The following is a 24,937-nucleotide window of genomic DNA, read 5'->3' as shown; positions in this document are numbered from 1 at the left end:
CGACCGACCAACGGAGTCCCCGTGTCGCTGCCACCCCTGGTCGAGCCAGCCTCTGAACTGACCGTAGACGAGGTTCGCCGGTACTCCCGCCACCTGATCATCCCCGACGTCGGGATGGACGGGCAGAAGCGGCTGAAGAACGCCAAGGTGCTCTGTGTGGGCGCCGGCGGCCTGGGCTCGCCGGCGCTGATGTACCTGGCGGCGGCGGGCGTGGGCACGCTCGGCATCGTGGAGTTCGACGAGGTCGACGAGTCGAACCTCCAGCGCCAGATCATCCACAGCCAGGCCGACATCGGCCGCTCCAAGGCCGAGTCCGCGCGCGACTCCGTCCTGGGCATCAACCCGTACGTGAACGTGATCCTTCACGAAGAGCGGCTCGAGGCCGAGAACGTGATGGAGATCTTCAGCCAGTACGACCTGATCGTCGACGGCACGGACAACTTCGCGACCCGCTACCTGGTCAACGACGCGTGCGTGCTGCTGAACAAGCCCTACGTATGGGGTTCGATCTACCGCTTCGACGGCCAGGCTTCCGTCTTCTGGTCCGAGTACGGCCCCTGCTACCGCTGCCTCTACCCGGAGCCCCCGCCGCCGGGCATGGTCCCCTCCTGCGCCGAGGGCGGTGTCCTGGGCGTGTTGTGCGCGTCCATCGGCTCCATCCAGGTCACCGAGGCGATCAAGGTCCTCACCGGCACCGGTGAGCCCCTGGTCGGCCGACTGATGATCTACGACGCCCTGGAGATGCAGTACCGCCAGGTCAAGGTCCGCAAGGACCCGGACTGCGCGGTCTGCGGCGAGAACCCGACCGTCACCGAGCTCATCGACTACGAGGCCTTCTGCGGCGTCGTGTCCGAGGAGGCCCAGCAGGCGGCCGCCGGTTCGACGATCACTCCCAAGCAGCTCAAGGAGTGGATCGACGACGGCGAGAGCATCGAGATCATCGACGTCCGCGAGCCGAACGAGTACGAGATCGTCTCCATCCCGGGCGCCAAGCTGATCCCGAAGAACGAGTTCCTGCTGGGCACCGCCCTGGAGGGCCTGCCGCAGGACAAGAAGATCGTTCTGCACTGCAAGACGGGTGTCCGCAGTGCGGAAGTCCTCGCGGTGCTGAAGTCCGCGGGCTTCGCGGACGCCGTGCACGTCGGTGGCGGTGTGATCGGCTGGGTCAACCAGATCGAGCCGAGCAAGCCGGTCTACTGACCGGGCCCGACCGTCCGAGCGGCGGGGGCTTCGCGCACCACGGGTGCCCGAAGCCCCCGCCGTCGTCATGAGCAGACCGTGCCGTCCTTCGGCACCGTGCCCTTCAGCAGATACGCGTTCACCGCCGAGTCGACACAGTCGCTCCCGCTGCCGTACGCACCGTGCCCCTCGCCCTTCCAGGTGAGCAGCACACCGACGCCCTTGCCCAGCTCGTCGGCCATCTTCCGCGCGCCCTCGTACGGCGTCGCCGGGTCCCCGGTGTTGCCGACCAGCAGGATCGGAGCCGCACCCGCCGCGCTCACCTCCGGGGTGTCGAACTGCCCGGCCACCGGCCAGTCGTGGCACCAGCCGGCCGTGTCCCAGCCGAGGAAGTCGCCGAAGACGGGCGAGATCTTCTCGAACTCCGGCAGCAGCTTCTTGGTCTCCTCGGCGGTCGGCCGCTGCTTGTCGTCCAAGCACGATATGACGCGCTGCGAGTGGGTCGTCGTGCCGTAGCCCCCCGTGGTGTCCCGCTCGTTGTAGGCGTCGGCGAGCGACAGCAGTTCGGAGCCGTCACCGTCCTTCGCCGCCTCCAGGGCGCTGGTCAGGCTCGGCCAGCCCTCCTTGCTGTAGAGCGGCAGGACGATACCGGTGATGGCGAGCGCCTGGGTCAGCTCGCGGCCGTCCGAGGTCGGCAGCGGGTCGCTGTCGATCCGGTCCAGCAGGTCCGCGATCTCGGCGCTGCCCTGCTTCGGGTCCTGGCCCGTGGACTTGAGGTAGTCGTCGAGCGCGCGCTGGAAGCCCCGGGCCTGGTTCTCGGCGTGGCCCACCGCGTCGGCGCTCGGGTCGACGACCGCGTCGAGGATCAGCCGCCCGACGTTCTTCGGGAACAGGTGGGCGTACACGCCGCCCAGTTCGGTGCCGTAGGAGATGCCGAAGTAGTGCATCCGCGAGTCGCCGAGGACCTGGCGCATCAGGTCCATGTCGCGGGCCGTGTCCGTGGTCGAGACATGCCCGAGCAGGGAGCGGGCGGCCTGCCGACAGCCCTGGCCGAAGTCCTTGGCGTCCTTGAGGTACGCCTGTTCCTCGGCCGGGGTGTCCGGGGTGGAGTCGATGGACTCGGCGGCCTGGATGTCCTTGTTGCTGCGGCAGCGGATGCCCTCGCTCTGGCCGACCCCGCGCGGGTCCCAGCTCACCAGGTCGTAGCTGTCGCGCAGCGAGGAGAAGGTGGAGCCGTACGCCGGGAGCGTCGATACGCCCGAGCCGCCGGGGCCGCCGAAGTTGAACAGCAGCGATCCGACGCGCTTGTCGCCGTCGGCGCGGGAGGTGGCGCGGACCAGCGCCAGATCGATGGTCGCGCCCTCCGGCTTCGACCAGTCCAGCGGCACCTTCAGCGACGCGCAGCTCCATTCGCTGCCCGGCGCGGAGTCCGCGGTGGCCTTGCACCGCCCCCAGTCGAGCTTCTGTCCGGTGAGCGAGGCCGGCAGTGGCGCCGTCGTGGCCGAGGAGCCGGCCGACGGACGCGCGTCCGCCGTACCTCCCTTGCCGTCGTCCCTGTCGTCGGACGAGCCGCTGCTACAGCCTGTCGCCAGCAGTGCGGCGGCGGCGCCCAGTGCCGTCCACCGTAGGAATCGCGCCATGTGCACTTCCCCCCTCGCGGACCGTCCGCGCCGGGTGGCGGGACGGCAGTCCTGCCATGGTAGGCGGATCACGGCCCGCCCGGACGAGCCTGTGGATAACCTTTTGACCTGCGGGTTTCCTCGATTCCGGGGAGGGTGTCAGGAGCAGACGGTCCCTGCGGCGGGCACCTTGCCGTCGAGGAGGTAGCCGTTCACCGCCGTCTGCACGCAGCTGTTCCCGCTGCCGTAGGCGCCGTGCCCCTGCCCCCGGTACGTCAGCTCGACGCCGACGCCCTCGCCGAGCGCGTCCGCCATCTTCCCCGCCCCCTCGTAGGGGGTCGCCGGGTCCCCGGTGTTGCCCACGACGAGGATCGGCGCCGATCCGGGCGCGCTGACGTCCGGGTGGTCGGCGGCGCCCGGCACCGGCCAGTCGGTGCAGGTGAGCATGGACCAGGCCAGGAAGTCCCCGAACAGCGGGGAGGCGGCGCGGAACCGCGGCAGCCTCCTCTCCACGTCGGCGACGGAGTAGCGCGGCTTGTCGTCTGCGCAGTTGATGGAGACGTTGGCGGCCGCGATGTTGCTGTACTCGCCGTTCTCGCTGCGGCCGTTCATCGAGTCGGACAGCAGCATCAGGATCCTGCCGTCTCCTTCGTAGGCCTGCTCCAGCCCTTCGGTGAGGTACTGCCAGAAGTCCTTCGAGTACAGGGCCTGCAGGATGCCGTTGGTCGCGGCGCCCTGGGTCAGTTCGCGCGGGAAGGCACCCGGGATCGGCTTGGTGTCGAGGTCCTTCAACAGCTGGGCGATCCGGTCCTTCACGTCCTGTGCCGTGTCCCCGACGGGGCACTCCTCGGCCTGGGACGTGCAGTCCTCGGCGTAGTTGTCGAGCGCCAGCTGGAAGCCCCTGGCCTGTCCGAGCGCGCCCTGCTCGGACGTCTGCGTCGGGTCGACGACCGCGTCGAAGACGGCCCGTCCCACGTTCTTCGGGAACAGATGGGCGTACACACCGCCCAGCTCGGTGCCGTAGGAGATGCCGAAGTAGTGGAGCCGGCGGTCGCCGAGGACCTGGCGCATCAGGTCCATGTCGCGGGCCGCGTCCGTGGTGCGCACATGCGGCAGGGTCTTCCCGGAGCGCTGCTCGCAGGCCGCGTTGAACTCCTCGGTGTTGTCCACCAGCGTGGTGCGCTCGGCGGCGTCGTCGGGCGTCGTGTCCTGCTGGAAGTACGCGTCGAGCTGCTGGTCGTTCTCGCAGCGCACACCGGCGCTGCGGCCCACCCCGCGCGGGTCGAAGCTCACCAGGTCGTACCGGGTGCGCAGTTTCTCGTAGTCCTCGGCGAACGCGGGCAGCGTGCTGACACCCGAGCCGCCGGGGCCGCCGAAGTTGAACACCAGGGACCCGATCCGCTCGCCGGCGAGGCCGCTCGCCCGGGCCCGGATCAGCGCGATCTTGATCGTGTCGCCCTCCGGCTCGTCCCAGCCCAGGGGCGCCTTCATGGTGGCGCACTCCCACTCGTCGCCGTTCGGCAGCGGAGAGGGGGCGCTGCCGCCGCCCTCCGCCCGGGACGGAGCCGGGCAGTCCTCCCAGTCCAGCTTCTGCGCCGTCAGATCCTCGTCCTCGCCCTCGGCGTCGTCGCCGCACCCGGCCACCAGACAGGACAGCAGCAGGGCGGTCACGGCGGCGGCGCGCAGACGGGAGGGGTTCGGCATGATCCCATCCTGCGGCCGGGCCCACCCACGCGCGCGGGGCGCAGGCCGTCCGAGGTACGGCCGCCGTGGGGCGCTAGAGGGCGCCCTTGCGGGTCAGGTGGTTGAAGGCGAGCCAGCCCGGGAGTACCGGAATCCACAGCGTCAGCAGCCGGAAGAGCAGCACCGCGGGGGCGGCGACCTCCTTGGGCAGGCCGACCGCGATCAGCCCGACCGTCAGGGTCGCCTCGACGGCACCGACACCGCCCGGTGTGGGAGCGGCGGAGCCGAGCGCGTTGCCGGCGAGGAAGACGACGGCGACACTGGCGATGCTGATCGAGGTCGTCTCGTCGCCGAACGCGCGGATCGACGCGTCCAGGCACATCACGAAGCAGGCCGTCAGCAGCAGCATGCCGCCGATGCCGGTGACCAGCTTCTGCGGCCGCTGGAGCACGTCCAGCATGCGCGGCACGACACCCGCGAACAGCGACCGCACGCGCGTGACGACGAATTTCCGCAGGAACGGCACCGACGTCACCACGAGCACCAGCACCGCCACCGTCAGCAGACCGGCGATGACCGTGCGGGACGGCGACAGCGACGGCGTCTTCTCGGTGCCGGTCAGATAGCCGAAGGACAGCAGCATCAGGATGTGGCAGCCCAGCCCGAACAGCTGCGAGGCACCGACGCTGGCCACCGCGAGCCCCGGCCGTACCCCCGCGCGCTGGAGGAACCGCGTGTTGAGGGCGACGCCGCCGACCGCGGCCGGCGCCACGATCTTCACGAACGACCCGGCGACCTGCGCGGCCACCGTCCGCACGAACGGCACGCGTTCCGGCACGAACCCCAGCAGGCTCATCGCCGCGGCCACATAGCTCAGCGCCGAGAACACCACCGCGGCGGCCACCCAGCCCCACTCGGCGTTGGCGACGAGCGGCCCGAACTCGATGTGGGTGAGCTGGGTCAGCAGGAAGTAGGCGCCGATGGCACCGGCGATGAAGCTGATCAGGGTGCGCGGCCGCACCCGCTCCAGCCGGGCCGGCTCGACCGGGGCCTGCGGCCGGATCAACAGCACCTCGTGCCGGATCTGCGTCAGCAGATCCTCCTCGCGGGCCTCCTCCAGCGCCTCGTCGATGGCCCGCTTCTCGGCCCGCTGCTCCGCGCGTACGGCCTTCTTGTCGGGCTTCTCCAGGGCGGCCGGCTCGTCGTGCCCGGCCTCCAGACGCGCCTGCTTGGCCTGCCGGGACGCCTCCAGGACCGCCTCGCGCTCGCGCTGCGCGCGCTCCCGGGCGAGTCTTCGCAGCGTCGCGCGCGTGGAGCGGCTGAGCGCGATGGGCTGGAGCATCGGCAGACAGTCGGCCACGGTGTCGGGGCCGAGCAGGCTCACCGCCGAGGCGACCGCGCGCTCGGCGCCGACCCGCAGGCCGAGCGTCACCAGCAGCTGGGAGATGTCCATCCGCAGCAGCAGGTTGTTCGCCGCGATCTCGCCGACGCGCAGGTCGGTGAGGATCACCGTGCCGGAACGATCCACCAGAATCGCGTCTCCCACCAGCCTGCGGTGCGCGATGCGCCGCGACTGGAGGGCGCGCACCTGGTGCCAGGTGTCCCGCAGCAGCTCGTCCGTGATCTCCTCGTCCGCCATCGAGTCGAGCGTGCGCCCGCCGGTGTGCTCGTAGACGAGCATCACGGCGTCCGGGCCGAGTTCCGAGGTCGCGATCAGCTTCGGCGCGTTGGCGCCCGCGGCGATCGCCGCGTAGGCGAGCAGTGCCTCCTGCTCCAGGGCCTGGCGCAGTGACTGCAGGCTGCTGCGGGTGGCGAAGCCCCGGAGCGTCAGATTGCGCCACGCGCGGTAGAAGAAGCCCTGGGCCTGCTGTTCGCGGTCGACGACCGTGACGTCCAGCGGCGGGCCGTCCTCCAGGGTGACGAAGTAGCGCCGGCCCCGGTCACCGGTCTCGGAGGTGTCCGGCGCTTCCTCGCGGGCCGCGCTCACCGGGTGGAAGCCGACGTGCCGCAGGCCCGCCATCAGCGTGCGTCCGGTGGGCCGGACGTTCGGCGAGCCGACCGCGTACAGGGTGCCGTACGCCACGGTCCAGCCGATCAGCACCGTCAGGATGATCGAGAACGGTGTCGTGTAGCCGGTGACGAGCATCGAGAAGGCGTCGAGGAGCAGCACGATCCACAGCACCGCGCGCCAGCGTGGACGGCGGGACATGCCGACGGCCGTCATGTATGCGATGACGGGCGCGAGATAGCCGTGCACCGGATCGGTAAGGGCGTGGATGTCGCCGGGGGAGGGCTGGGTGAGCGCTTCCTGGATCGAGTCCGGGGCGGCCTTCGCGACCCAGAGGTCCGTGGCGAGGGTCACACCATGTGCGAGGACGGCCGCGAGCACACCGTCGGCGATGCGCAGCCCGTCGCGCTTGATCAGACGCTCGATCGCGAATGCGACCGGCACCAGCAGGATCGCGATGCTGGACGCCAGACCGGCGATCTTGATGAGGAGGTCGGGCGCCTGCCCGGTGCCCTTGTTGATGTCCTGTTCGAGGCCCGAGGTCGTCCCGTGGGCGAAGGCGGCGATGCCCAGGAGCACGATGACCGCGAGGACGCCCACCAGCAGCCGCATCAGGTCGGACGGGCGGTGCACGCGCGCGGGGAGCAGCGGTTCGTCGCCCTCCACCTCGTCGATGTGAACCTCCTCCGGCGGGTCGTCGGCGGTCTCCGGGCGCGACGCGGCGTCAGAGGTGCCCTCAGCGTTTTCGGGGTGCACACCCTGCTGCTTCATCGTCTCTTCTTGATCTCGTATCACCGGTCACCGCCCGCACGATGGTGGCATGCCCCACCGACACACGGGGGCATCAGGGTGCAAACGCGGGGGCGCACAGTCTGCCGGAAGCTCCGCCCGGGGACGAGGGTCACGCTCGGTCGCGGGCCCGTCGCATTGTCGGTGCGGTGCGGCAGGATGGGGCGGATGAGCGAGCAGAGCCTTCCGGACGACGCCCGCCCGGAGTACACGGACGCGCTGCCCGAGTACGCCGAGCGGGTCCTCGGGGTCGCGGAGCTGATCCCGCCCGGCCGGGTCATGACGTACGGGGATGTCGCCGAGTGGCTCGACGAGGGCGGCCCCCGGCAGGTCGGCCGGGTGATGGCCCTGTACGGGGGAGCCGTGCCCTGGTGGCGCGTGGTGCGCGCCGACGGGGTGCTGCTGCCCGGGCACGAGCTGCGGGCGCTGGACCACTACCGCGCCGAGGGCACGCCCCTGAAGGAGGCGAGCAGGGTCGCCGAGGGCCACCTGCCGCGCCTCGACATGAAGCGGGCCCGGTGGGACGGCGGCGAACGCGCGGAGGGTCACACCTGACAGCTTCCGCCATCGGACGGGGCCGAGGGGAGCCCGTGGTCCGTATGGGGGAACCGGGAGGAACCGGGCACGTCCGTGGCATGGCGTACGTTCGAGGGGCGCGGGGCGCGCGTGGCGTGCGGGCCGGGAGGGAAGAATCGGAAGCCCTGCTTCCGTACGGCCCGTCGGCGTAGCGTCGGCTGCACGCGTCCCGCTCATCCCGCGACCACCGCCCGTCCCGGGCCCTGGTCCTCCCACCCGTCACCCGGACACCACCGCGCTCCGGCGGCGCCCCGCGCCGACGGTGACCAACAGCACACCCACCAGGACCGGCGAACCACGTGAGCTCCTCTTCCTCCACCAGGCACCTGTCGCACCCCCAGGGGCGACAGGGGAACCGTGGCGCTTACCGACTGGTCCGTACCAGGCCGGCCCAGACGGATCCCCCTCCTCTGGACGCCGCACAGCGCTCCGTGGTTGACCACACCGCCGGTCCGCTGCTCGTCCTCGCCGGTCCGGGCACCGGGAAGACCACCACCCTCGTCGAGTCCGTGGCGGCCCGGATCGCCCGCGGCGGCGACCCCGCGCGCGTGCTGGTGCTCACCTTCAGCCGCAAGGCCGCGGTCGAACTGCGCGACCGGATGGCGCTGCGCATGGGCGCCGCCCGCGCGCCCCAGGCGACCACCTTCCACTCGTACTGCTACGCCCTGGTCCGCGCCCACCAGGACGCCGACCTGTTCGTGGAGCCGCTGCGGCTGCTGTCCGGCCCCGAGCAGGACGTGGCCGTCCGCGCGCTGCTGGCCGGCCAGCTCGATCTGCAACGGCTCGGCCTCGCCCACGTGCGCTGGCCGGACGAACTGCGCGCCTGCCTCACCACACGCGGCTTCGCCGACGAGGTCCGCGCGGTGCTCGCCCGCAGCCGCGAACTGGGCCTCGGCCCCGAGGCGCTGGACGCCTTCGCCGCCCGCATCGGCCGCCCCGACTGGCGCGCCGCGGCCTCCTTCCTCGCCGAGTACCTCGACGTCCTCGACCTGCACGGCGTGATCGACTACGCCGAACTCGTCCACCGCGCGGTCCTCCTCGCCCACCGCACGGAGGTCGCCGAGCGGCTCGCCGCGCAGTACGACGCCGTCTACGTCGACGAATACCAGGACACCGACCCCGCGCAGGTACGGCTGCTGCACGCCCTCGCCGGCGGCGGCCGCACGCTCGTCGCCTTCGGCGACCCCGACCAGTCGATCTACACCTTCCGGGGCGCCGACGTGAACGGCATCCTGGACTTCCCCGACGCCTTCCCCCGCCCCGACGGCCGCCCGGCCCCCGTCGAGGTCCTGCGGACCTCCCGACGCTCGCGCGCCGCCCTGCTGGCCGCCACCCGGCTGCTGACCCAGCGCATGCCCCTGACCCGCCTCCCGGCGGAGAAAGTCCGCGCCCACCGCGAACTGACCGCCACGCGCGAGGGCGGCCGCGTCGAGGTCTACACGTACCCGACACCCGGCACCGAGCTGGACAACGTCGCCGACATCCTGCGCCGCGCGCATCTGGAGGACGGCGTCCCCTGGGGCGACATGGCCGTCCTGGTCCGCGCCGGCTCCCGCACCATCCCGACGGTCCGCCGCGCCCTCACGGCAGCCGGCGTCCCCCTCGACATCGACGGCGACGACCTTCCCCTGCGCCACGAACCTGCGGTCGCGCCCCTGCTGACGGCGCTGCGGGCGGTGGCGACGGCGGAGGCCGCGCCGCCGCCGGAAGCGGACGAGGGCCCCGAGGGCGAGGGCGCCTGCTGGCTCGACACCGAGACCGCGCTCACCCTCCTCGCCTCCCCCCTCGCCGGCATGGACGCCGCCGACCTGCGCCGCCTGGGACGCGCTCTGCGCGAGGAGGAGCGCGCCGCCGGCAACCCGCTGCCGCCTCCCTCCGACGCACTGCTCGCGCGCGCCCTGGCCGAACCCGAGCGGCTCGTCACCCACGACCCGACGTACGCGCGCGGAGCCCAGCGGCTCGGCGCACTGCTCGCCACGGCCCGGGACCGTCTCGCGCGCGGCGGCACCGCCGAGGAGGCGCTGTGGGACCTGTGGGAGGGCACCCCGTGGCCCGCGCGCCTGGAGCGGGCCGCCCGGCGTGGCGGCGCGGCCGGCCGCAACGCCGACCGTGACCTGGACGCCGTGTGCGCCCTGTTCGCCACCGCCGCGCGCGCCGAGGAGCGCACCGGCGGGCGCGGCGCCCTGAACTTCCTGGCCGAGACCGAGGCCGAGGACATCGCCGCCGACACCCTCGCCCGCCGCGCCGTACGCCCCGACGCCGTACGCCTGATGACCGCGCACCGCGCCAAGGGCCTGGAGTGGAGCCTGGTCGTCGTCGCCGGTGTCCAGGAGGGACTCTGGCCCGACCTGCGCCGTCGCGGCTCGCTCCTGGAGGCCGACCGCATCGGCCGCGACGGACTCGCCGAACCGCTCACCCCGGGCGCGCTGCTCGCCGAGGAGCGCCGCCTCTTCTACGTCGCCGCCACACGCGCGCGTGACCGGCTCGTCGTGACCGCCGTCAAGGCACCCGCCGACGACGGCGACCAGCCCTCCCGCTTCCTCACCGAACTCGGCGTCGAGCCCAGGGACGTCACGGGCCGCCCGCGCCGCCCGCTGTCCGTCGCCGCGCTCGTCGCCGAACTGCGCGCCACGACGGTCGACCCGCGTGCCTCCGCCGCCCTGCGGGAGGCCGCCGCCCGCCGACTCGCCCGGCTGGCCGCGCTCGCCGACGAGGACGGCCGGCCCCTGGTGCCGTCCGCGCACCCCTACCGCTGGTGGGGCATGTTCGAGCCGACCGAGAGCAAGGTGCCGCTGCGCGACCGCGACCAGCCCGTCGTGCTCTCCGGCAGCGCCCTCGACCAGCTCGCCAATACCTGCGCCCTCCAGTGGTTCCTGGGCCGCGAGGTGAAGGCCGACGCCCCCGCCACCGCCGCCCAGGGCTTCGGCAACGTCGTGCACGTCCTCGCCGACGAGGTCGCCTCCGGACACACCCCGGCCGACCTCGACGTCCTCATGGAGCGCCTCGACTCCGTGTGGAACGCGCTCGCCTTCGACGCGCCCTGGAAGTCGGCGCAGGAGAAGGAGCACGCGCGCGTGGCGCTCGAACGCTTCCTGAAGTGGCACGTCATGGACCGTACGGGCCGTACGCCCGTGGCGAGCGAGCACGACTTCGACGTCACCCTCGAAGCGGGCGACTACGAGGTGCGCATCCGCGGCCAGATGGACCGCGTCGAGGCGGACGGCGAAGGCCGCGCCTATGTCGTCGACTTCAAGACCGGCAAGCAGGCCCCGACCGCCCGCGAGGTCGAGCACCACCCCCAGCTCGCCGTCTACCAGCTCGCCGTCCGCGAGGGCGCCGTCGACGAGGCCTTCGACGGGGTGCGCCCCGAACCGGGCGGCGCCGAACTCGTCCAGCTGCGCCAGGGCGCCGCCAAGCGGGACGGCGGCGAGACCCTGCCCAAGGTGCAGGCCCAGGAGCCGCTGGAAGGGGAGTGGGTCGGCGACCTGCTCGCCACGGCCGCCGGCAAGGTCCTCGACGAGCGGTTCACCCCGAGCGCCGGCCAGCACTGCACGCACTGCGCCTTCCGCGCCTCGTGCAGCGCGCGGCCCGAGGGACGCCATGTCGTGGAGTGAACTGAACAAGGTGGTGTGACGGACCGCACCACATGTGCTGACCTGCGCTTCCTTCGCCCCGGCGGGCGATTTGTCATCGACTGTCAGTGGCCGCCGCTAGCCTCTCCGACATGCCCGCCCGAATCACCGATCCCGAGCAGCTCAAGGAGCTCCTCGGGATCCCCTTCACCCCGGAGCAGACGGCCTGCATCACCGCGCCGCCCGCGCCGCAGGTGATCGTGGCCGGAGCCGGGTCGGGCAAGACGACGGTGATGGCCGCGCGCGTGGTCTGGCTGGTCGGCACCGGCCAGGTCGCCCCCGAACAGGTGCTCGGCCTGACCTTCACCAACAAGGCCGCCGGTGAACTCGCCGAACGCGTCCGCAAGGCGCTGGTCCGGGCCGGCGTCACCGACCCCGACGTGATCGACCCGGACAACCCGCCGGGTGAGCCGGTGATCTCGACGTACCACGCCTTCGCGGGCCGGCTGCTGACCGACCACGGACTGCGCATCGGCCTGGAACCGACGTCCCGGCTGCTCGCCGACGCCACCCGCTACCAGCTCGCCGCACGCGTGCTGCGCGAGTCCCCCGGCCCCTACCCGTCGCTCACCCGCTCCTTCGCCGACCTGGTCAGCGACCTCCTCGCCCTCGACGCCGAACTCGCCGAACACCTCGTACGCCCCGAGGACCTGCGCGCGTGGGACGCCGGGCTGCTCACCACCCTGGAAGGCGCGAAGCTCACCAACGCCGACCTGCGCAAAGTGCCCGAGACGGCAGCCGCCCGCCGTGAACTCGCCGAACTGGTGCTGCGCTACCGGGCCGCCAAACGCGAGCGCGACCTGCTCGACTTCGGCGACCAGATCGCCCTGGCGGCCCGCCTCGGCCAGATCCCGGAGGCCGGGCGGATCCTGCGCGACGAGTTCCAGGTGGTCCTCCTCGACGAGTACCAGGACACGTCGGTGGCCCAGCGCATCCTTCTCGCCGGCCTGTTCGGCGGCGGCACCGGCCACCCCGTGACCGCCGTCGGCGACCCCTGCCAGGCCATCTACGGCTGGCGCGGCGCCTCCGTCGCCAACCTCGACGACTTTCCCGAGCACTTCGCCCACGCCGACGGAGCCCCCGCCACCCGCCAGGCGCTCAGCGAGAACCGCCGCAGCGGCGGCCGCCTCCTCGACCTCGCCAACGGCCTCGCCGAACCCCTGCGCGCCATGCACGCCGGCGTGGAGGCCCTCCGCCCGGCACCCGGCGCCGAACGCGACGGCGTGGTCCGCTGCGCCCTGCTGACCACCCACGCCGAGGAGATCGACTGGATCGCCGACTCCATCGCCCATCTCGTCGACACAGGCAAGGCGCCCGGCGAGATCGCCGTGCTGTGCCGCACCGCCACCGACTTCGCGGAGATCCAGGGCGCGCTGGTCGCCCGGGACGTGCCCGTCGAGGTGGTCGGCCTCTCCGGCCTGCTGCACCTCCCCGAGGTCGCCGACCTGGTCGCCGTCTGCGAGGTGCTCCAGGACCCCGGCGCCAACGCCTCCCTGGTCCGGCTGCTCACCGGCCCGCGCTGGCGCATCGGCCCGCGCGACCTCGCCCTCCTGGGCCGGCGGGCACGGCTGCTCGTGTCCCACGCGCGCGGGGACGACGGCGACGATCCCGACCGCCGTCTCGCCGAGGCCGTCGAGGGGGTCGACCCCTCCGAGGTGATATCGCTCGCGGACGCCCTCGACACCTTCCTGGAGACGCCGCTGGGGGGCGCGCGGGACGACGGCCTGCCCTTCTCGCCGGACGCGCGCGTGCGCTTCGCCCGGCTCGCCACCGAACTGCGCGACCTGCGCCGCTCCCTGTCCGACCCGCTGATGGACGTCCTGCACCGCGTCCTCGCCGTCACCGGCCTCGAGGTCGAACTGTCGGCGTCCCCGCACGCCCTCGCCGCCCGCCGCCGCGAGACCCTGTCGAACTTCCTCGACGTCGCCGCGTCCTTCGCCGCCGGCGAGAGCGAGGCGAGCCTGCTCGCCTTCCTCGGCTTCCTGCGCACCGCCGCCCAGTACGAGAAAGGCCTCGACAACGCCCTCCCCGGCGGCGAGAACACCGTCAAGGTGCTCACCGCGCACAAGTCCAAGGGCCTGGAGTGGGACGTCGTCGCCGTCCCCGGCCTGGTCAACGGCACCTTCCCCAGCGGCCAGGGCCGCGAGAAGTGGACCGCCCAGGCCAAGGTGCTGCCGCACGGACTGCGCGGCGACGCCGAGACCCTCCCCGACATCGACGCCTGGGACTCCCGGGGCATGAAGGCCTTCCACGAGGCCATGAAGGACCACCAGCACACCGAGGAACTCCGCCTCGGCTACGTCACCTTCACCCGCCCCCGCTCCCTCCTCCTCGGCTCCGGCCACTGGTGGGGCCCCACCCAGAAGAAGCCCCGCGGCCCCTCCGACTTCCTCCAGGCGTTGTACGACCACTGCGCGGCCGGACACGGCGAGATCGAGGCCTGGGCGGACGAACCGGCGGAGGACGAGGAGAACCCCACCCTGCACCGGGCACGGGCCGATCAGGTCTGGCCGCTCCCGCTGGACGACGCCGCGCTCGCCCGCCGCCGCGCCGCCGCCGAGACCGTCCTCGCCCACCTGGAGAACCTCGCCTCCCCCGAGGCAGGCCACCCCGCGGCCACCCACGACCCGGACACCTACGACGACCCGGACTGGCCCCCGCCGCCCGACGAGGACGAGCCGCCCTACGACGCACACGACTCCCACGAGTCCTCCGGCTCCTCCGACCCGTTCGACCCGTACGACCCGTACGACCCGTACGACGAGGCCGACCCGTTCCACGACGACCCGCACGCCGGTCCCGCCGAGCACCCCGCCGACTGGGACGATTGGGCCGCCAGCCGCCCCACCGCCAGCCGCCCCACCGGCCCCCGCCCCGCCGTCCCCCACCAGGCCACGGCCCCCGAGCCGCCCGCCGTCCGCCCCCACCCGGCTCCCACCGCCCGCCGCGACCGCCTCACCCCCGAGGAGGCCCGCACCCTCGACTCCTGGGACCGCGATCTCGACGCGCTCTCCGGAGAGCTGCTGCGCGCCCGCCGCAGCGTCACGGACGTACCCCTGCCCACGACCCTGAGCGCCTCGCAGGTGCTGCGCCTGGCCGCCGACCCGGACGGTCTCGCGCAGGAACTCGCACGCCCCATGCCACGCCCGCCACAACCGGCCGCGCGCCGGGGCACCCGGTTCCACGCGTGGGTGGAGGCCCGCTTCGAGGAATTGACGCTTCCGCTGCTGGAACCGGACGACCTGCCGGGCGCCGACGCGGAGATCGCCGACGAACACGACCTGGAGGCTCTCAAGGACGCCTTCGAACGCACCGAGTACGCCCGCCGCACCCCCTACCGTGTCGAGACGCCCTTCCAGCTCGCTCTCGCCGGACGCGTCGTACGGGGCCGGATCGACGCCGTCTACAAGGAGGGCGACGGCGAGACGGCGACGTACGAGATCGTCGACTGGAAGACCAGCCGCCTGCGTACCGCGGACCCGCTCCAGCTCGCCCTGTACCGGCTCGCCTGGGCCGAGCAGCAGGGTGTCCCCGTGGAATCCGTCACAGCGGCGTTCCTCTATGTACGCACCGGCGAGGTCGTCCGGCCCGACGGCCTGCCCGATCGTGCCGCCCTGGAGCGCCTGTTGACGGGCGAGGACGGCGTTCCCGGCGATCAGGAGGCGCCGGCCGCGCAAGAAGACCGTGCACAACCGCCCGGCGAGGATGTCGGCGCGGGCCGATAGGCTCGTGACCATGAGCCATTCCGTTGACAGTGCCGTCAGCGCCGTCCGCACGTACATCGAGCAGCACCGCGCCGGCTTTCTCGACGACCTCGCCGAGTGGCTGCGCATCCCGTCGGTGTCGGCGCAGCCCGACCACGCCCCCGACGTACGCCGCAGCGCGGACTGGCTCGCCGCGAAGCTGAAGGAGACCGGCTTCCCGACCGCGGAGGTCTGGCCGACCGAGGGCGCCCCCGCCGTCTACGCGGAGTGGCCCTCCGATGACTCCGGGGCACCGACCGTCCTGGTCTACGGCCACCACGACGTACAGCCCGCCGCCGTCGAGGACGGCTGGGACAGCGACCCCTTCGAGCCCGTCGTCCGTGACAACCGCCTCTACGCGCGCGGGGCCGCGGACGACAAGGGACAGGTGTTCTTCCACACCCTCGGTGTCCGCGCCCACCTCGCCGCCACCGGCCGCACCGCCCCGGCCGTCAACCTCAAGCTGCTGATCGAGGGCGAGGAGGAGTCCAGCTCGCCGAACTTCCGCGCCCTCGTCGAGGAGCGCGCCGAGCGGCTCGCCGCCGACGCCGTGATCGTCTCCGACACCGGCATGTGGTCCGAGGACACCCCCACGGTGTGCACCGGCATGCGCGGGCTCGCCGAGTGCGAGATCCGGCTGTCCGGCCCCGACCAGGACATCCACTCCGGCTCGTTCGGCGGCGCCGTACCCAATCCGGCGACCGCGGCCGCCCGCCTGGTCGCCGCCCTGCACGACGAGCACGCGCGTGTGGCAATCCCCGGCTTCTACGACGGCATCGTGGAACTCACCGACCGTGAGCGCGAGCTGTTCGCCGAGCTGCCCTTCGACGAGGCCCAGTGGCTGCGCACCGCCAAGTCGCACGCCTCCCACGGCGAGGCCGGGCACACCACCCTGGAGCGCGTCTGGGCCCGCCCCACCGCCGAGGTCAACGGCATCGGCGGCGGCTACCAGGGCCCCGGCAGCAAGACGATCATCCCGGCCACGGCCTTCGTGAAGCTGTCCTTCCGGCTGGTCGCAGGCCAGGACCCGGACCGGGTGGAGAAGGCGGTCCGCGCCTGGGCCGCCGAGCAGCTGCCCGCCGGGATCCGGCACGAGATCGCGTTCAGCCCGGCCACGCGCCCGTGCCTGACGCCGCTGGACCACCCCGCCCTTCAGTCCGTGGTGCGCGCCATGGGCCGCGCCTTCGAAGGGCCCGTCCGTTTCACCCGCGAAGGAGGCTCGGGACCGGCCGCCGACCTCCAGGAGGTCCTCGGCGCCCCCGTGCTCTTCCTGGGCATCTCCGTCCCCTCGGACGGCTGGCACGCCCCGAACGAGAAGGTCGAGCTGGATCTCCTCCTCAAGGGCGTCGAGACCACCGCGTACCTCTGGGGCGACCTCGCCGAGAACTGGCGCCATGCGCCCTGACGACCCCGCTCGGTCCGGAGCGCGACGGCACGCGGGGCACACTGGAGAGACCGCACCGCGCCACCGCACCCGACCCGGTCGTCCCCTCCCGCACGTTCCGCTGAACCGCCCGCCGAATCAACCGTTCCACCGGGGGAGTTGGAAGCACCCGTGACCACCTGGACCGACCAGAACGCCGACCGGCCCATCTCGCTCACCGCGCCCAGCGGCATCGACCGCGCCGCCCACCACCGGCTCGACGAGGCGTGGCTCGCCGCGGCGTGGAGCCACCCGACGACGCGCTGTTTCGTCGTCTCCGGCGGCCAGGTCCTCATCGACGAGACGCCCGACGGCCGGACCGAGCTGGTCATGACCCCGTCCTTCGAGGCCCCTCTCACCGAGGCGCACCGCTACTTCCTCGGCACCGACGACGACGGTGTCACCTACTTCGCCCTCCAGAAGGACGCCCTGCCCGGCCGGATCGACCAGTCCGCGCGCCCGGCCGGACTGCGCGAGGCCGGACTGCTGCTGTCACCGCGTGACGTGGGCCTGATGGCGCACGCGGTCGGCTTGGAGAACTGGCAGCGCACCCACCGCTTCTGCTCCCGCTGCGGCGAGCGCACGGTCATCGCCGCCGCCGGCCACATCCGCCGCTGCCCCGCCTGCGGCGCCGAGCACTACCCGCGCACCGACCCCGCGGTGATCATGGCCGTCACCGACGAGGACGACCGCATCCTCCTCGGCCGCCAGGTCCACTGGCCCGAGGGCCGCTTCTCGACCCTCGCCGGCTTCGTCGAGCCCGGCGAGTCCATCGAACAGGCCGTGCGCCGCGAGGTCTTCGAGGAGGTCGGCGTCTCCGTCGGCCAGGTCGACTACATCGCCAGCCAGCCCTGGCCCTTCCCGTCCAGCCTGATGCTGGGCTTCGTGGCCCGCGCCACCTCCACCACGATCGACGTCGACGGCGACGAGATCCACGAGGCCCGCTGGTTCTCCCGCGACGAGCTGGGTGCGGCCTTCGAGTCCGGCGAGGTCCTGCCCCCGTACGGCATCTCGATCGCGGCCCGTCTGATCGAGCTCTGGTACGGCAAGCCCCTGCCGACGCGCAACTTCATCTGAACGAGCGCTGACGTCTGAACGAGCGCTGACGTCTGAACGAGCGCTGACGTCTGAACCAGCGCAGACAAGAGGGCGGCCCCCCGATATCCCGGGGGGCCGCCCTCTTCTCTCACGCCTACGCGTCTGTCACGCCTACGCGCTTACGCTTACGCGCCGATCTTCTGCTTCACCTGCGCCAGCGACGGGTTCGTCAGCGTCGAGCCGTCCGGGAACAGCACGGTCGGCACCGTCTGGTTTCCGCCATTCGCCTTCTCCACGAACGCCGCGGACGCCGGGTCCTGCTCGATGTTGATCTCGGTGTACCCGATGCCCTCGCGGTCCAGCTGCTTCTTCAGCCGCTGGCAGTAGCCGCACCACGTGGTGCTGTACATCGTCACAGTGCCCAGCATGTCTCTCGTGCTCCTTCGGCGGGTCGGGGAGAGCGGGTCGCAAAGGGTGAACGTACTTGAAAGGGCGAGCATTCCCGGAACGCCCCCGGGGCGGGAACGGCCGGGAGTGACCTCCGCCGCATTAGTACGACCGCAAGGGCCTGCCTGTGGACAACCGGCTCGCCCGTCTCCACCGACCTGGCAGCATGGCCATGTGACAGCAGCAACGCACTCCCCCCTCTTCCCGCGGGTACCGGACTCGGCCGACGCGGTGCTCGAAGGGCTCGACCCCGAGCAGCGCGAGGTGGCCACCGCCCTGCACGGTCCGGTGTGCGTGCTGGCGGGAGCCGGCACGGGCAAGACCCGGGCGATCACCCACCGCATCGCCTACGGCGTGCGGGCCGGCATCCTCCAGCCCTCCAGCGTGCTCGCCGTCACCTTCACCAACCGTGCCGCCGGAGAGATGCGCGGCCGGCTGCGCCAGCTCGGCGCCCAGGGCGTCCAGGCCCGCACCTTCCACTCCGCGGCCCTGCGCCAGCTCCAGTACTTCTGGCCGAAAGCCATCGGTGGCTCCCTGCCCCGGCTCGTCGACCGCAAGATCCAGCTGGTCGCCGACGCGGCCGCCGCCTGCCGCATCCGCCTCGATCGCGGCGAGCTGCGGGACGCCACCGCGGAGATCGAGTGGTCCAAGGTCACCCAGACCGTCCCCGCCGACTACGCCGCCGCGGTCGCCAAGGCGGGCCGCGACGCCCCCCGCGACCCCGCCGAGATCGCCCAGCTCTACGCCGCCTACGAGGACCTCAAGCGCGACCGCGCGGTCATCGACTTCGAGGACGTCCTGCTGCTGACCGTCGCCGTCCTCCAGGACCGGCGCGACATCGCCGAGCAGGTCCGGGCCCAGTACCAGCACTTCGTCGTCGACGAGTACCAGGACGTCAGCCCGCTCCAGCAACGCCTGCTGGAGCTGTGGCTGGGCGAGCGGGACAACCTGTGCGTCGTCGGCGATGCCAGCCAGACGATCTACTCCTTCACCGGCGCCACCCCCGACCACCTCCTCGACTTCCGCACCCGCCACCCCGGCGCCACCGTCGTCAAGCTGGTCCGCGACTACCGCTCCACCCCCCAGGTCGTCCACCTGGCCAACGGCCTCCTCTCCCAGGCCCGCGGCCGCGCCGCCGACCACCGCCTGGAGCTGGTCTCCCAGCGCGGCGCGGGGCCCGAGCCCGCCTACTCCGAGTACGCCGACGAGCCCGCCGAGGCCGAGGGAGCCGCCCGCCGTATCCGCGAACTGCTGGCCGCCGGGGTCCCGGCCGCCGAGATCGCCGTCCTGTTCCGCACCAACGCCCAGTCCGAGACCTACGAACAGGCCCTCGCCGACGCCGGCATCCCTTACCAGCTGCGCGGCGCCGAGCGGTTCTTCGACCGGCCCGAGGTCCGCAAGGCCGGGGTGGCCCTGCGCGGCGCGGCCCGCTTCGGCGGCAACGACCCCCTCCTGGAGGACGCCGTCGACCTGCCCTCCCAGGTGCGTGCCGTCCTCTCCGGCGAGGGCTGGACGCCACAACCGCCGGCCGGCTCCGGAGCCGTCAGAGAGCGCTGGGAGTCACTGGCCGCGCTGGTGCACCTCGCCCAGGACTTCGCCGCCGCCGGCCCCGGCGCCACCCTCGCCGACCTCGTCGCCGAACTCGACGAGCGGGCGAACGCCCAGCATGCCCCGACCGTCCAGGGCGTCACCCTCGCCTCCCTGCACTCGGCCAAGGGCCTGGAGTGGGACGTCGTCTTCCTGGTCGGCGTCGCCGAGGGCATGATGCCGATCACCTACGCCAGGACGGACGAGCAGATCGAGGAGGAGCGCCGTCTCCTCTATGTCGGGGTCACCCGGGCCCGGGAGCGCCTCCATGTCTCCTGGGCGGTCTCCCGCTCGCCCGGCGGCCGCCCGAGCCGCCGCCCCAGCCGCTTCCTCGACGGACTGCGCCCCGGGTCGGGGGCGGCCGCGGGCCGCTCCGGCTCCGTAGCCTCCGGAGGCATCGAGCGGGGCTTCTCCGGCGCCGTCGTGGGCACCCCCGACGTGCCGCGCCGCAGACAGCGCACCCCCGCCCGCTGCCGGGTCTGCGGGCGCACCCTCACCGACGCCGGCGAGCTGAAGCTGCTGCGCTGCGAGGGCTGCCCCTCCGACATGGACGAGGGGCTCTACGAACGGCTGCGGGAGTGGCGCGAGGTGCAGGCGCGACGCAACCGACAGCCCGCGTTCTGCGTCTTCACCGACAAGACCCTGATGGCCATCGCCGAGTCCGTCCCCGAGGAGGCGGGCGAGCTCGCGAGGATCCCCGGGGTCGGCGTCCGCAAGCTCAACCGTTTCGGAGCCGATGTGCTGGCCATCTGTGCAGGCCAGCACCTCACCGAGGGGGAAGAGGGGGACTGATGCGAACTCGTCGAAAAAATAGTTTGCGCATGCCCCAGCAATCCCCATAGGTTCTTAGACACGGGAACGGGGGCCTTCTCGGAGGCCCTGATTCCGTGTTCTACTTTCATATCCGCAGGACTGGGCTCACCCCCGGTCCCCCGAGACGCCGAGAGGAGGCGATTCCAGTGATCATCATCAACAGCAGCTCCATCAGCACCGCCAAACTGAGCGATTGCTCGGTCGTCTCCACGTGCATGCTCGGCGCCTCGAACCTGGGCACCGGTCTGTCCGGCATTCGTGCCGACCGGCTGGCGTCCCTCTCCGTTGCCCCCGCGGGTCTTCTCACCCGTGAGCGCGACGAGCGACCGACAGAGGCACTGGAAGCAGTAGAGGCACAGGCCCACGCCTATGCCTTCGCGGCGGCCGGTGCCGGATTCCGGAAGCAGACGACGCAGCACCACCTGATGTGGGCCTTCCGTGGGCCAGAACCCTGGAGTGATCCAGCCTGATCGTCGATCAGGCCGGCGCCTTCAGGGCCGCGGAACCCCACCGGGATCCGCGGCCCTTCTGTTTGTCCCCGTACCGGGGACAGACGGGCGAAGGGGCCTCGGGACAAGAAACGCCGACACCCGGCCCAACAGGGCCGGACCGACCAGACGAGGAAGACGAACCGTGCAACTCGAAGCGCACGCCCCGTCCGTACCGCCTTCCGAAACGATCCCCCCGCCCGGCCTCACGGAGGACTCCACCTTGACCCCGCTCACCGCGCTCACCGCGCTCGACGACGCCATCGAGAACCTCGGTGTACCCGTCCCCTGCCGCTCCTACGACCCGGAGGTCTTCTTCGCCGAGTCGCCGGCCGACGTCGAGTACGCCAAGTCCCTCTGCCGCACCTGCCCGCTGATCGAGGCCTGCCTCGCCGGCGCCAAGGAGCGGCGTGAGCCCTGGGGCGTCTGGGGTGGCGAGCTGTTCGTCCAGGGTGTCGTCGTCGCCCGGAAGCGGCCGCGTGGCCGCCCGCGCAAGAACCCGGTCACGGCATGAACACCGCAGGAACGATCGACCGCCCCCTCACGCAAGACCCCCAGAAGCAGGCCCCGATGAAGCCGTTCACCAGCGAGCCCGCAGGCTCCGCAACCGAAGACGTCACCACCACCGGCGCGATCGACTCGCGCAAGAACAGGACCCGAGAGATGCAACTCATCCCAGAAGCGCTGGCTCGCGCGCATATGCGCGACCAGCTGCAGGAGGCCGAGCGGGAACGCCGGGCGCTGCGCCTGGCGACCGCTCGCCGGATGCAGCGCAGGGCGGAGCGCGCCTCGATGCGCGCCCGCCGGGCGCTCGCCATGGCCGTGATGCAGTAACACCCACACCGGAAGCGGTGGCCTCCCCGACCGGGGAGGCGGAACTTTCCCCGCGGGGGCCGGTCCGTCCGAACGGACCGGCCCCCCCGGTGCGTTGTGCCCGGTGCCGCGCCCGCGCGGCGTATCGTCCCGTGAGTGACGAGTCGATCCGGCGGCAGTGACCACGGCGGTTCCCCGGCGGAGCCCCGCCCTCTCAGGTGCGACCGCTGCGGCGCCCGGGCGGAGGAACCGCCGCCCGTCACCTGGACCTGCTCCGTGGAGCACGGCGTCCGCCGCTACTACTGCGAGACCTGCGCCCGGGAGAACCTCCGGGCGATCGAGGGACGGCTGGACTCGGAGTGGTGGTGAGGCCCCCGCCCAGTGGCGGGAGCCCCCTCACGCCCCCGCCGCCGACTCCTCCGCCTCCAGGTCGTCCTCCAGGACGAAGCCGGGGAGCCACTCGGCCAGCTCGTCCCGCAGCCGTACCGTCGCGCCGAGCTGACACAGCACACCGATCGTGCTCAGCGTCACCCGGTGTATCAGCAGGTAGGCCGGCGGCAGGTTGAGCTGCTTGCCCAGCTGGTGGGCGGGGGAGCGGGGATCGGCGATGCGGGCCGCCTGGCTGCGCATCCAGCCCCGGGTGAACGTGAACTCCTCCACCCGGGCCGGCTCGATGATCGGCAGCAGGTAGTCGAGGACCGCGTCGGGATCCAGTGCGATGGACTCCTTGACGAAACCCTCCGCGCAGAGCAGGTCGTAGACCGCGTCCGCCTCACCGTCGAGCGTCATGCGCAGGGAATCGCCGATCGGCTCTGGCAGGCCGCCCGAGAGCCGGTCGACCGTGCCGAAGTCCAGGACGCCCAGCCGCCAGTCGTCCTCGCCGCCGGGACCGCCGGGCAGCAGACGGAAGTTGCCGGGGTGCGGGTCGGCGTGCAGCAGACCGGTGCGGGCCGGGCCGGAGAAGAGGAACCGGGACAGCAACTGGCCGGCCCGGTCGCGCTGTTCCTGGGTGCCGTCGGCGATCACCTCCGACAGGGGCACCCCGTCGATCCACTCCGTGATCAGCACCTGGTCGCATTGGTGGACCACCGCCGGGACCATGACGTCGGGATCGTCGGCGAACTCCTCCGCGTGGGCCTGCTGGGCCGCGGCCTCCAGGCCGTAGTCCAGCTCCTCCGAGACCCGGTCCCGCAGCTCCGAGATCAGGGGTTTGACGTCCATGCCCGGGATGAGCGGGCCCAACAGACGTGCGAAGCGGCTGAGTTGGGTGAGGTCGGACAACAGGGCCTCGCCCGCCCCGGGGTACTGGACCTTGACCGCGACCTCGCGGCCGTCGTGCCACACCGCGCGGTGCACCTGCCCGATCGAGGCAGCCGCGGCCGGCTTGTCGTCGAACTCCAGGAACAGCTCGGGCCAGTCCGCGCCGAGGCGCTCGGCGAGCACCGAGTGCACCGTGCGGGTCGGCATGGGCGGCGCCGCGTCCTGGAGCTTGGTCAGGGCCGCCCGATAGGGGCCCGCGACCTCCTCGGGCAGGGCCGACTCGAAGACGGACAGGGCCTGCCCGAACTTCATCGCGCCGCCCTTCAGCTCGCCCAGGACCTTGAACAGCTGCTCCGCGGTCCGCTGTTGCAGCTCACGGCCGACGATCTCCGCGGACTCGCCCACGATCCGCTTGCCCAGACCCCAGGTCGCCCGGCCGGCGAAGCCGAGCGGGAGCGCGGCGAGCTTGGCGGTTCTGGTGACCGCCTTCCGGGGAAGATCAGACATGCGCCCTCCAAGTCCCAGCCTGCCGCGCCGCCGCAGTCGTACGGCGTACGTCCTTCGAATGCCGTTGCTCCGCCATTGTCTCGTGCGATCCCCTGTCCTCGGCGGTGTGTTCCTGCTTACCTTTCGCGGCGGCCCCGCACGGACATGCGGGGTGTGGCCACAACGGTCGCGCATTCCACTGGAGTGTGGGGAGGGAGACCTCCCACCGGGCGCCCGCGCTGGAGGGCTGCCGGCCGTCGAGGAACGTGAGCGCGTGTGCGGCCGCCAGCCCGGCAACCGTGGTGGCCAGGGACAGATCGCAGGCGCGGGCCGGGCGCCGCCGCCCGGACTGCCACTGCGCGACCAGCCGCGGCCAGGTCGCGTCCCGGTCGGTGCGCGCCTGATGCAGACAGCCGGCACAGCCCGTCTCCCCGGGCAGGACGAGCGGGCCTACGACGCCCGTGCCCTCCACCACCCCGGCGTGGAGATGCGGTGTGCCCGAGGCGATCAGCGGCTCGGCCGTCGCGGGGTCGGGCGCGTGCACGGACACGTCGTCGCGCGGGGCGAGGACCACCAGGGAGAAGCCGGGCGTGTCCGCCTCGGCGGACGGTCCGGCGCTCCGGCGCGGCGGGCGCTGCGGGGCGGCCCGGCGCACGGCCCGCCGGGCCGCCTCGTCCCGCCGCTCGCCGACGGCCTCTACGGGCAGCCCGCCCGGTGCGATGTCCCCCGGGTCCACCCGGCCGCCGTCGCGGACGTCGACCTCGCCGACCCCCGCGCCCGCCAGCAGCGAGGCCAGCACCGCGCCGACCCGGCCCGCGCCCCGCACCTGCACCCGCAGCCGGCGCCGGGCGGCCAGCCGGCCCATCGCCTCGCCCGGTTCCGACGTGGTCAGCGACAACGAGGCGAGATCGGGACGCAGCCGGTCCAGGACCTCCTTCCGCTCCCGCAGGGCGTCCGCGTCCGGACCGCCCCCGCGCGCGTCGTCCAGCAGACCGGCCCCGGCCAGCCGCTCGACCAGCCGGTCGACATGACCGTCCGGCAGATCCATGCGGCGCCCCTCCTCGCGCAGCAGAGCGAGCCTGCGGGTGCCGTCCAGCAGGGCGAGGAAACTGCCCGTTGCCGTGTCCACCGGACCGAGTGTCAGCGCGTGCGCCGGTGCCATCCCGAACTGCACGGTGTTCAGGTCACGCCAGCCGCGCCGCAGCGCCGGCTTCACCATCGGATGCATCGAAGACCCCCGTACGCCTGGTACTCCCGTACTCCCGTACTTCCGGACGCCGGTGGAGCGGGGGCGTGAGGTCGCCTCGCTCCGCCGACGAGTGCCAGCATGCCCGGCCCCGCCGAGCCGTGCCG

17 protein-coding genes are annotated in these 24,937 nt (G+C 72.6%); 11 read left to right on the top strand and 6 right to left on the bottom strand.

The window, feature by feature from the left end:
• Nucleotides 1-21 precede the first annotated feature (21 nt).
• The gene (gene moeZ, locus ACZ6D7_RS10530; protein ID WP_469486743.1) at nucleotides 22-1,200 is read left to right on the top strand and encodes an adenylyltransferase/sulfurtransferase MoeZ; all 1,179 of its coding nucleotides are present in this window, start codon (nucleotides 22-24) and stop codon (nucleotides 1,198-1,200) included.
• Between the two features lie 65 nt (nucleotides 1,201-1,265).
• Here the strand turns inward: moeZ and ACZ6D7_RS10525 are convergent, their stop codons facing one another.
• The 3 genes from ACZ6D7_RS10525 to ACZ6D7_RS10515 all read right to left on the bottom strand — a co-directional run bounded on the left by ACZ6D7_RS10525 (nucleotide 1,266) and on the right by ACZ6D7_RS10515 (nucleotide 7,260).
• Nucleotides 1,266-2,819: an alpha/beta hydrolase gene (locus ACZ6D7_RS10525; protein WP_469486737.1), complete on the bottom strand. Its 1,554-nt coding sequence runs from the start codon at nucleotides 2,817-2,819 to the stop codon at nucleotides 1,266-1,268.
• A 138-nt stretch (nucleotides 2,820-2,957) separates the two neighbouring features.
• Nucleotides 2,958-4,502, bottom strand: coding sequence for an alpha/beta hydrolase (locus ACZ6D7_RS10520; protein WP_469486733.1), 1,545 nt, complete (start codon nucleotides 4,500-4,502; stop codon nucleotides 2,958-2,960).
• 73 nt (nucleotides 4,503-4,575) lie between these two features.
• A complete protein-coding gene (locus ACZ6D7_RS10515) occupies nucleotides 4,576-7,260 on the bottom strand; it encodes a lysylphosphatidylglycerol synthase domain-containing protein (protein WP_469486731.1) in 2,685 nt (894 codons plus the stop codon).
• Between the two features lie 186 nt (nucleotides 7,261-7,446).
• On the opposite strand from ACZ6D7_RS10515, the gene ACZ6D7_RS10510 reads away from it, so the two are divergent.
• The 5 genes from ACZ6D7_RS10510 to nudC all read left to right on the top strand — a co-directional run bounded on the left by ACZ6D7_RS10510 (nucleotide 7,447) and on the right by nudC (nucleotide 17,729).
• Nucleotides 7,447-7,833, top strand: a complete 387-nt coding sequence (locus ACZ6D7_RS10510) for an MGMT family protein (protein ID WP_469486727.1) — start codon at nucleotides 7,447-7,449, stop codon at nucleotides 7,831-7,833.
• 320 nt (nucleotides 7,834-8,153) lie between these two features.
• Complete coding sequence (locus tag ACZ6D7_RS10505; protein ID WP_469486724.1) at nucleotides 8,154-11,468, top strand: ATP-dependent helicase; 3,315 nt, start codon at nucleotides 8,154-8,156, stop codon at nucleotides 11,466-11,468.
• Nucleotides 11,469-11,578: 110 nt separating this feature from the next.
• Entirely contained in the window at nucleotides 11,579-15,211 is a 3,633-nt protein-coding gene (locus ACZ6D7_RS10500) for an ATP-dependent helicase (protein WP_469486721.1), read from the top strand.
• A 10-nt stretch (nucleotides 15,212-15,221) separates the two neighbouring features.
• On the top strand, nucleotides 15,222-16,634 hold the full coding sequence (locus ACZ6D7_RS10495; RefSeq protein WP_469486719.1) for a dipeptidase: 1,413 nt from the start codon (nucleotides 15,222-15,224) through the stop codon (nucleotides 16,632-16,634).
• A gap of 150 nt (nucleotides 16,635-16,784) precedes the next feature.
• Nucleotides 16,785-17,729: an NAD(+) diphosphatase gene (gene nudC, locus ACZ6D7_RS10490; protein WP_469486714.1), complete on the top strand. Its 945-nt coding sequence runs from the start codon at nucleotides 16,785-16,787 to the stop codon at nucleotides 17,727-17,729.
• 146 nt (nucleotides 17,730-17,875) lie between these two features.
• Here the strand turns inward: nudC and ACZ6D7_RS10485 are convergent, their stop codons facing one another.
• The gene (locus ACZ6D7_RS10485; RefSeq protein ID WP_062642532.1) at nucleotides 17,876-18,118 is read right to left on the bottom strand and encodes a mycoredoxin; all 243 of its coding nucleotides are present in this window, start codon (nucleotides 18,116-18,118) and stop codon (nucleotides 17,876-17,878) included.
• A 193-nt stretch (nucleotides 18,119-18,311) separates the two neighbouring features.
• Here ACZ6D7_RS10485 and ACZ6D7_RS10480 point away from each other — a divergent pair, with 193 nt between their 5' ends.
• The 5 genes from ACZ6D7_RS10480 (at nucleotide 18,312) to ACZ6D7_RS10460 (ending at nucleotide 22,207) form a co-directional block, all read left to right on the top strand.
• Nucleotides 18,312-20,516 (top strand): ATP-dependent DNA helicase UvrD2, encoded by a 2,205-nt coding sequence (locus ACZ6D7_RS10480; protein WP_469486708.1) that lies wholly within the window; start codon nucleotides 18,312-18,314, stop codon nucleotides 20,514-20,516.
• A 167-nt stretch (nucleotides 20,517-20,683) separates the two neighbouring features.
• Nucleotides 20,684-21,007: a hypothetical protein gene (locus ACZ6D7_RS10475; RefSeq protein WP_469486703.1), complete on the top strand. Its 324-nt coding sequence runs from the start codon at nucleotides 20,684-20,686 to the stop codon at nucleotides 21,005-21,007.
• Between the two features lie 163 nt (nucleotides 21,008-21,170).
• Complete coding sequence (locus ACZ6D7_RS10470; protein ID WP_019072119.1) at nucleotides 21,171-21,539, top strand: WhiB family transcriptional regulator; 369 nt, start codon at nucleotides 21,171-21,173, stop codon at nucleotides 21,537-21,539.
• A complete protein-coding gene (locus ACZ6D7_RS10465; RefSeq protein WP_469486698.1) occupies nucleotides 21,536-21,859 on the top strand; it encodes a hypothetical protein in 324 nt (107 codons plus the stop codon). The genes ACZ6D7_RS10470 and ACZ6D7_RS10465 overlap by 4 nt, the downstream gene beginning before the upstream one ends.
• 135 nt (nucleotides 21,860-21,994) lie before the next feature.
• Complete coding sequence (locus tag ACZ6D7_RS10460; RefSeq protein WP_469486696.1) at nucleotides 21,995-22,207, top strand: hypothetical protein; 213 nt, start codon at nucleotides 21,995-21,997, stop codon at nucleotides 22,205-22,207.
• A 27-nt stretch (nucleotides 22,208-22,234) separates the two neighbouring features.
• Here the strand turns inward: ACZ6D7_RS10460 and ACZ6D7_RS10455 are convergent, their stop codons facing one another.
• Complete coding sequence (locus ACZ6D7_RS10455; protein ID WP_469486691.1) at nucleotides 22,235-23,605, bottom strand: ABC1 kinase family protein; 1,371 nt, start codon at nucleotides 23,603-23,605, stop codon at nucleotides 22,235-22,237.
• Nucleotides 23,598-24,812, bottom strand: a complete 1,215-nt coding sequence (locus ACZ6D7_RS10450) for a TOMM precursor leader peptide-binding protein (RefSeq protein ID WP_469486683.1) — start codon at nucleotides 24,810-24,812, stop codon at nucleotides 23,598-23,600. The genes ACZ6D7_RS10455 and ACZ6D7_RS10450 overlap by 8 nt, the downstream gene beginning before the upstream one ends.
• Nucleotides 24,813-24,937 lie beyond the last annotated feature (125 nt).

The sequence above is a fragment of the Streptomyces sp. NPDC041784 genome (assembly GCF_055591025.1).
The sequence above is the reverse complement of the archived record's forward strand: the minus strand, read 5'-3'. Positions and strand labels throughout refer to the sequence as shown.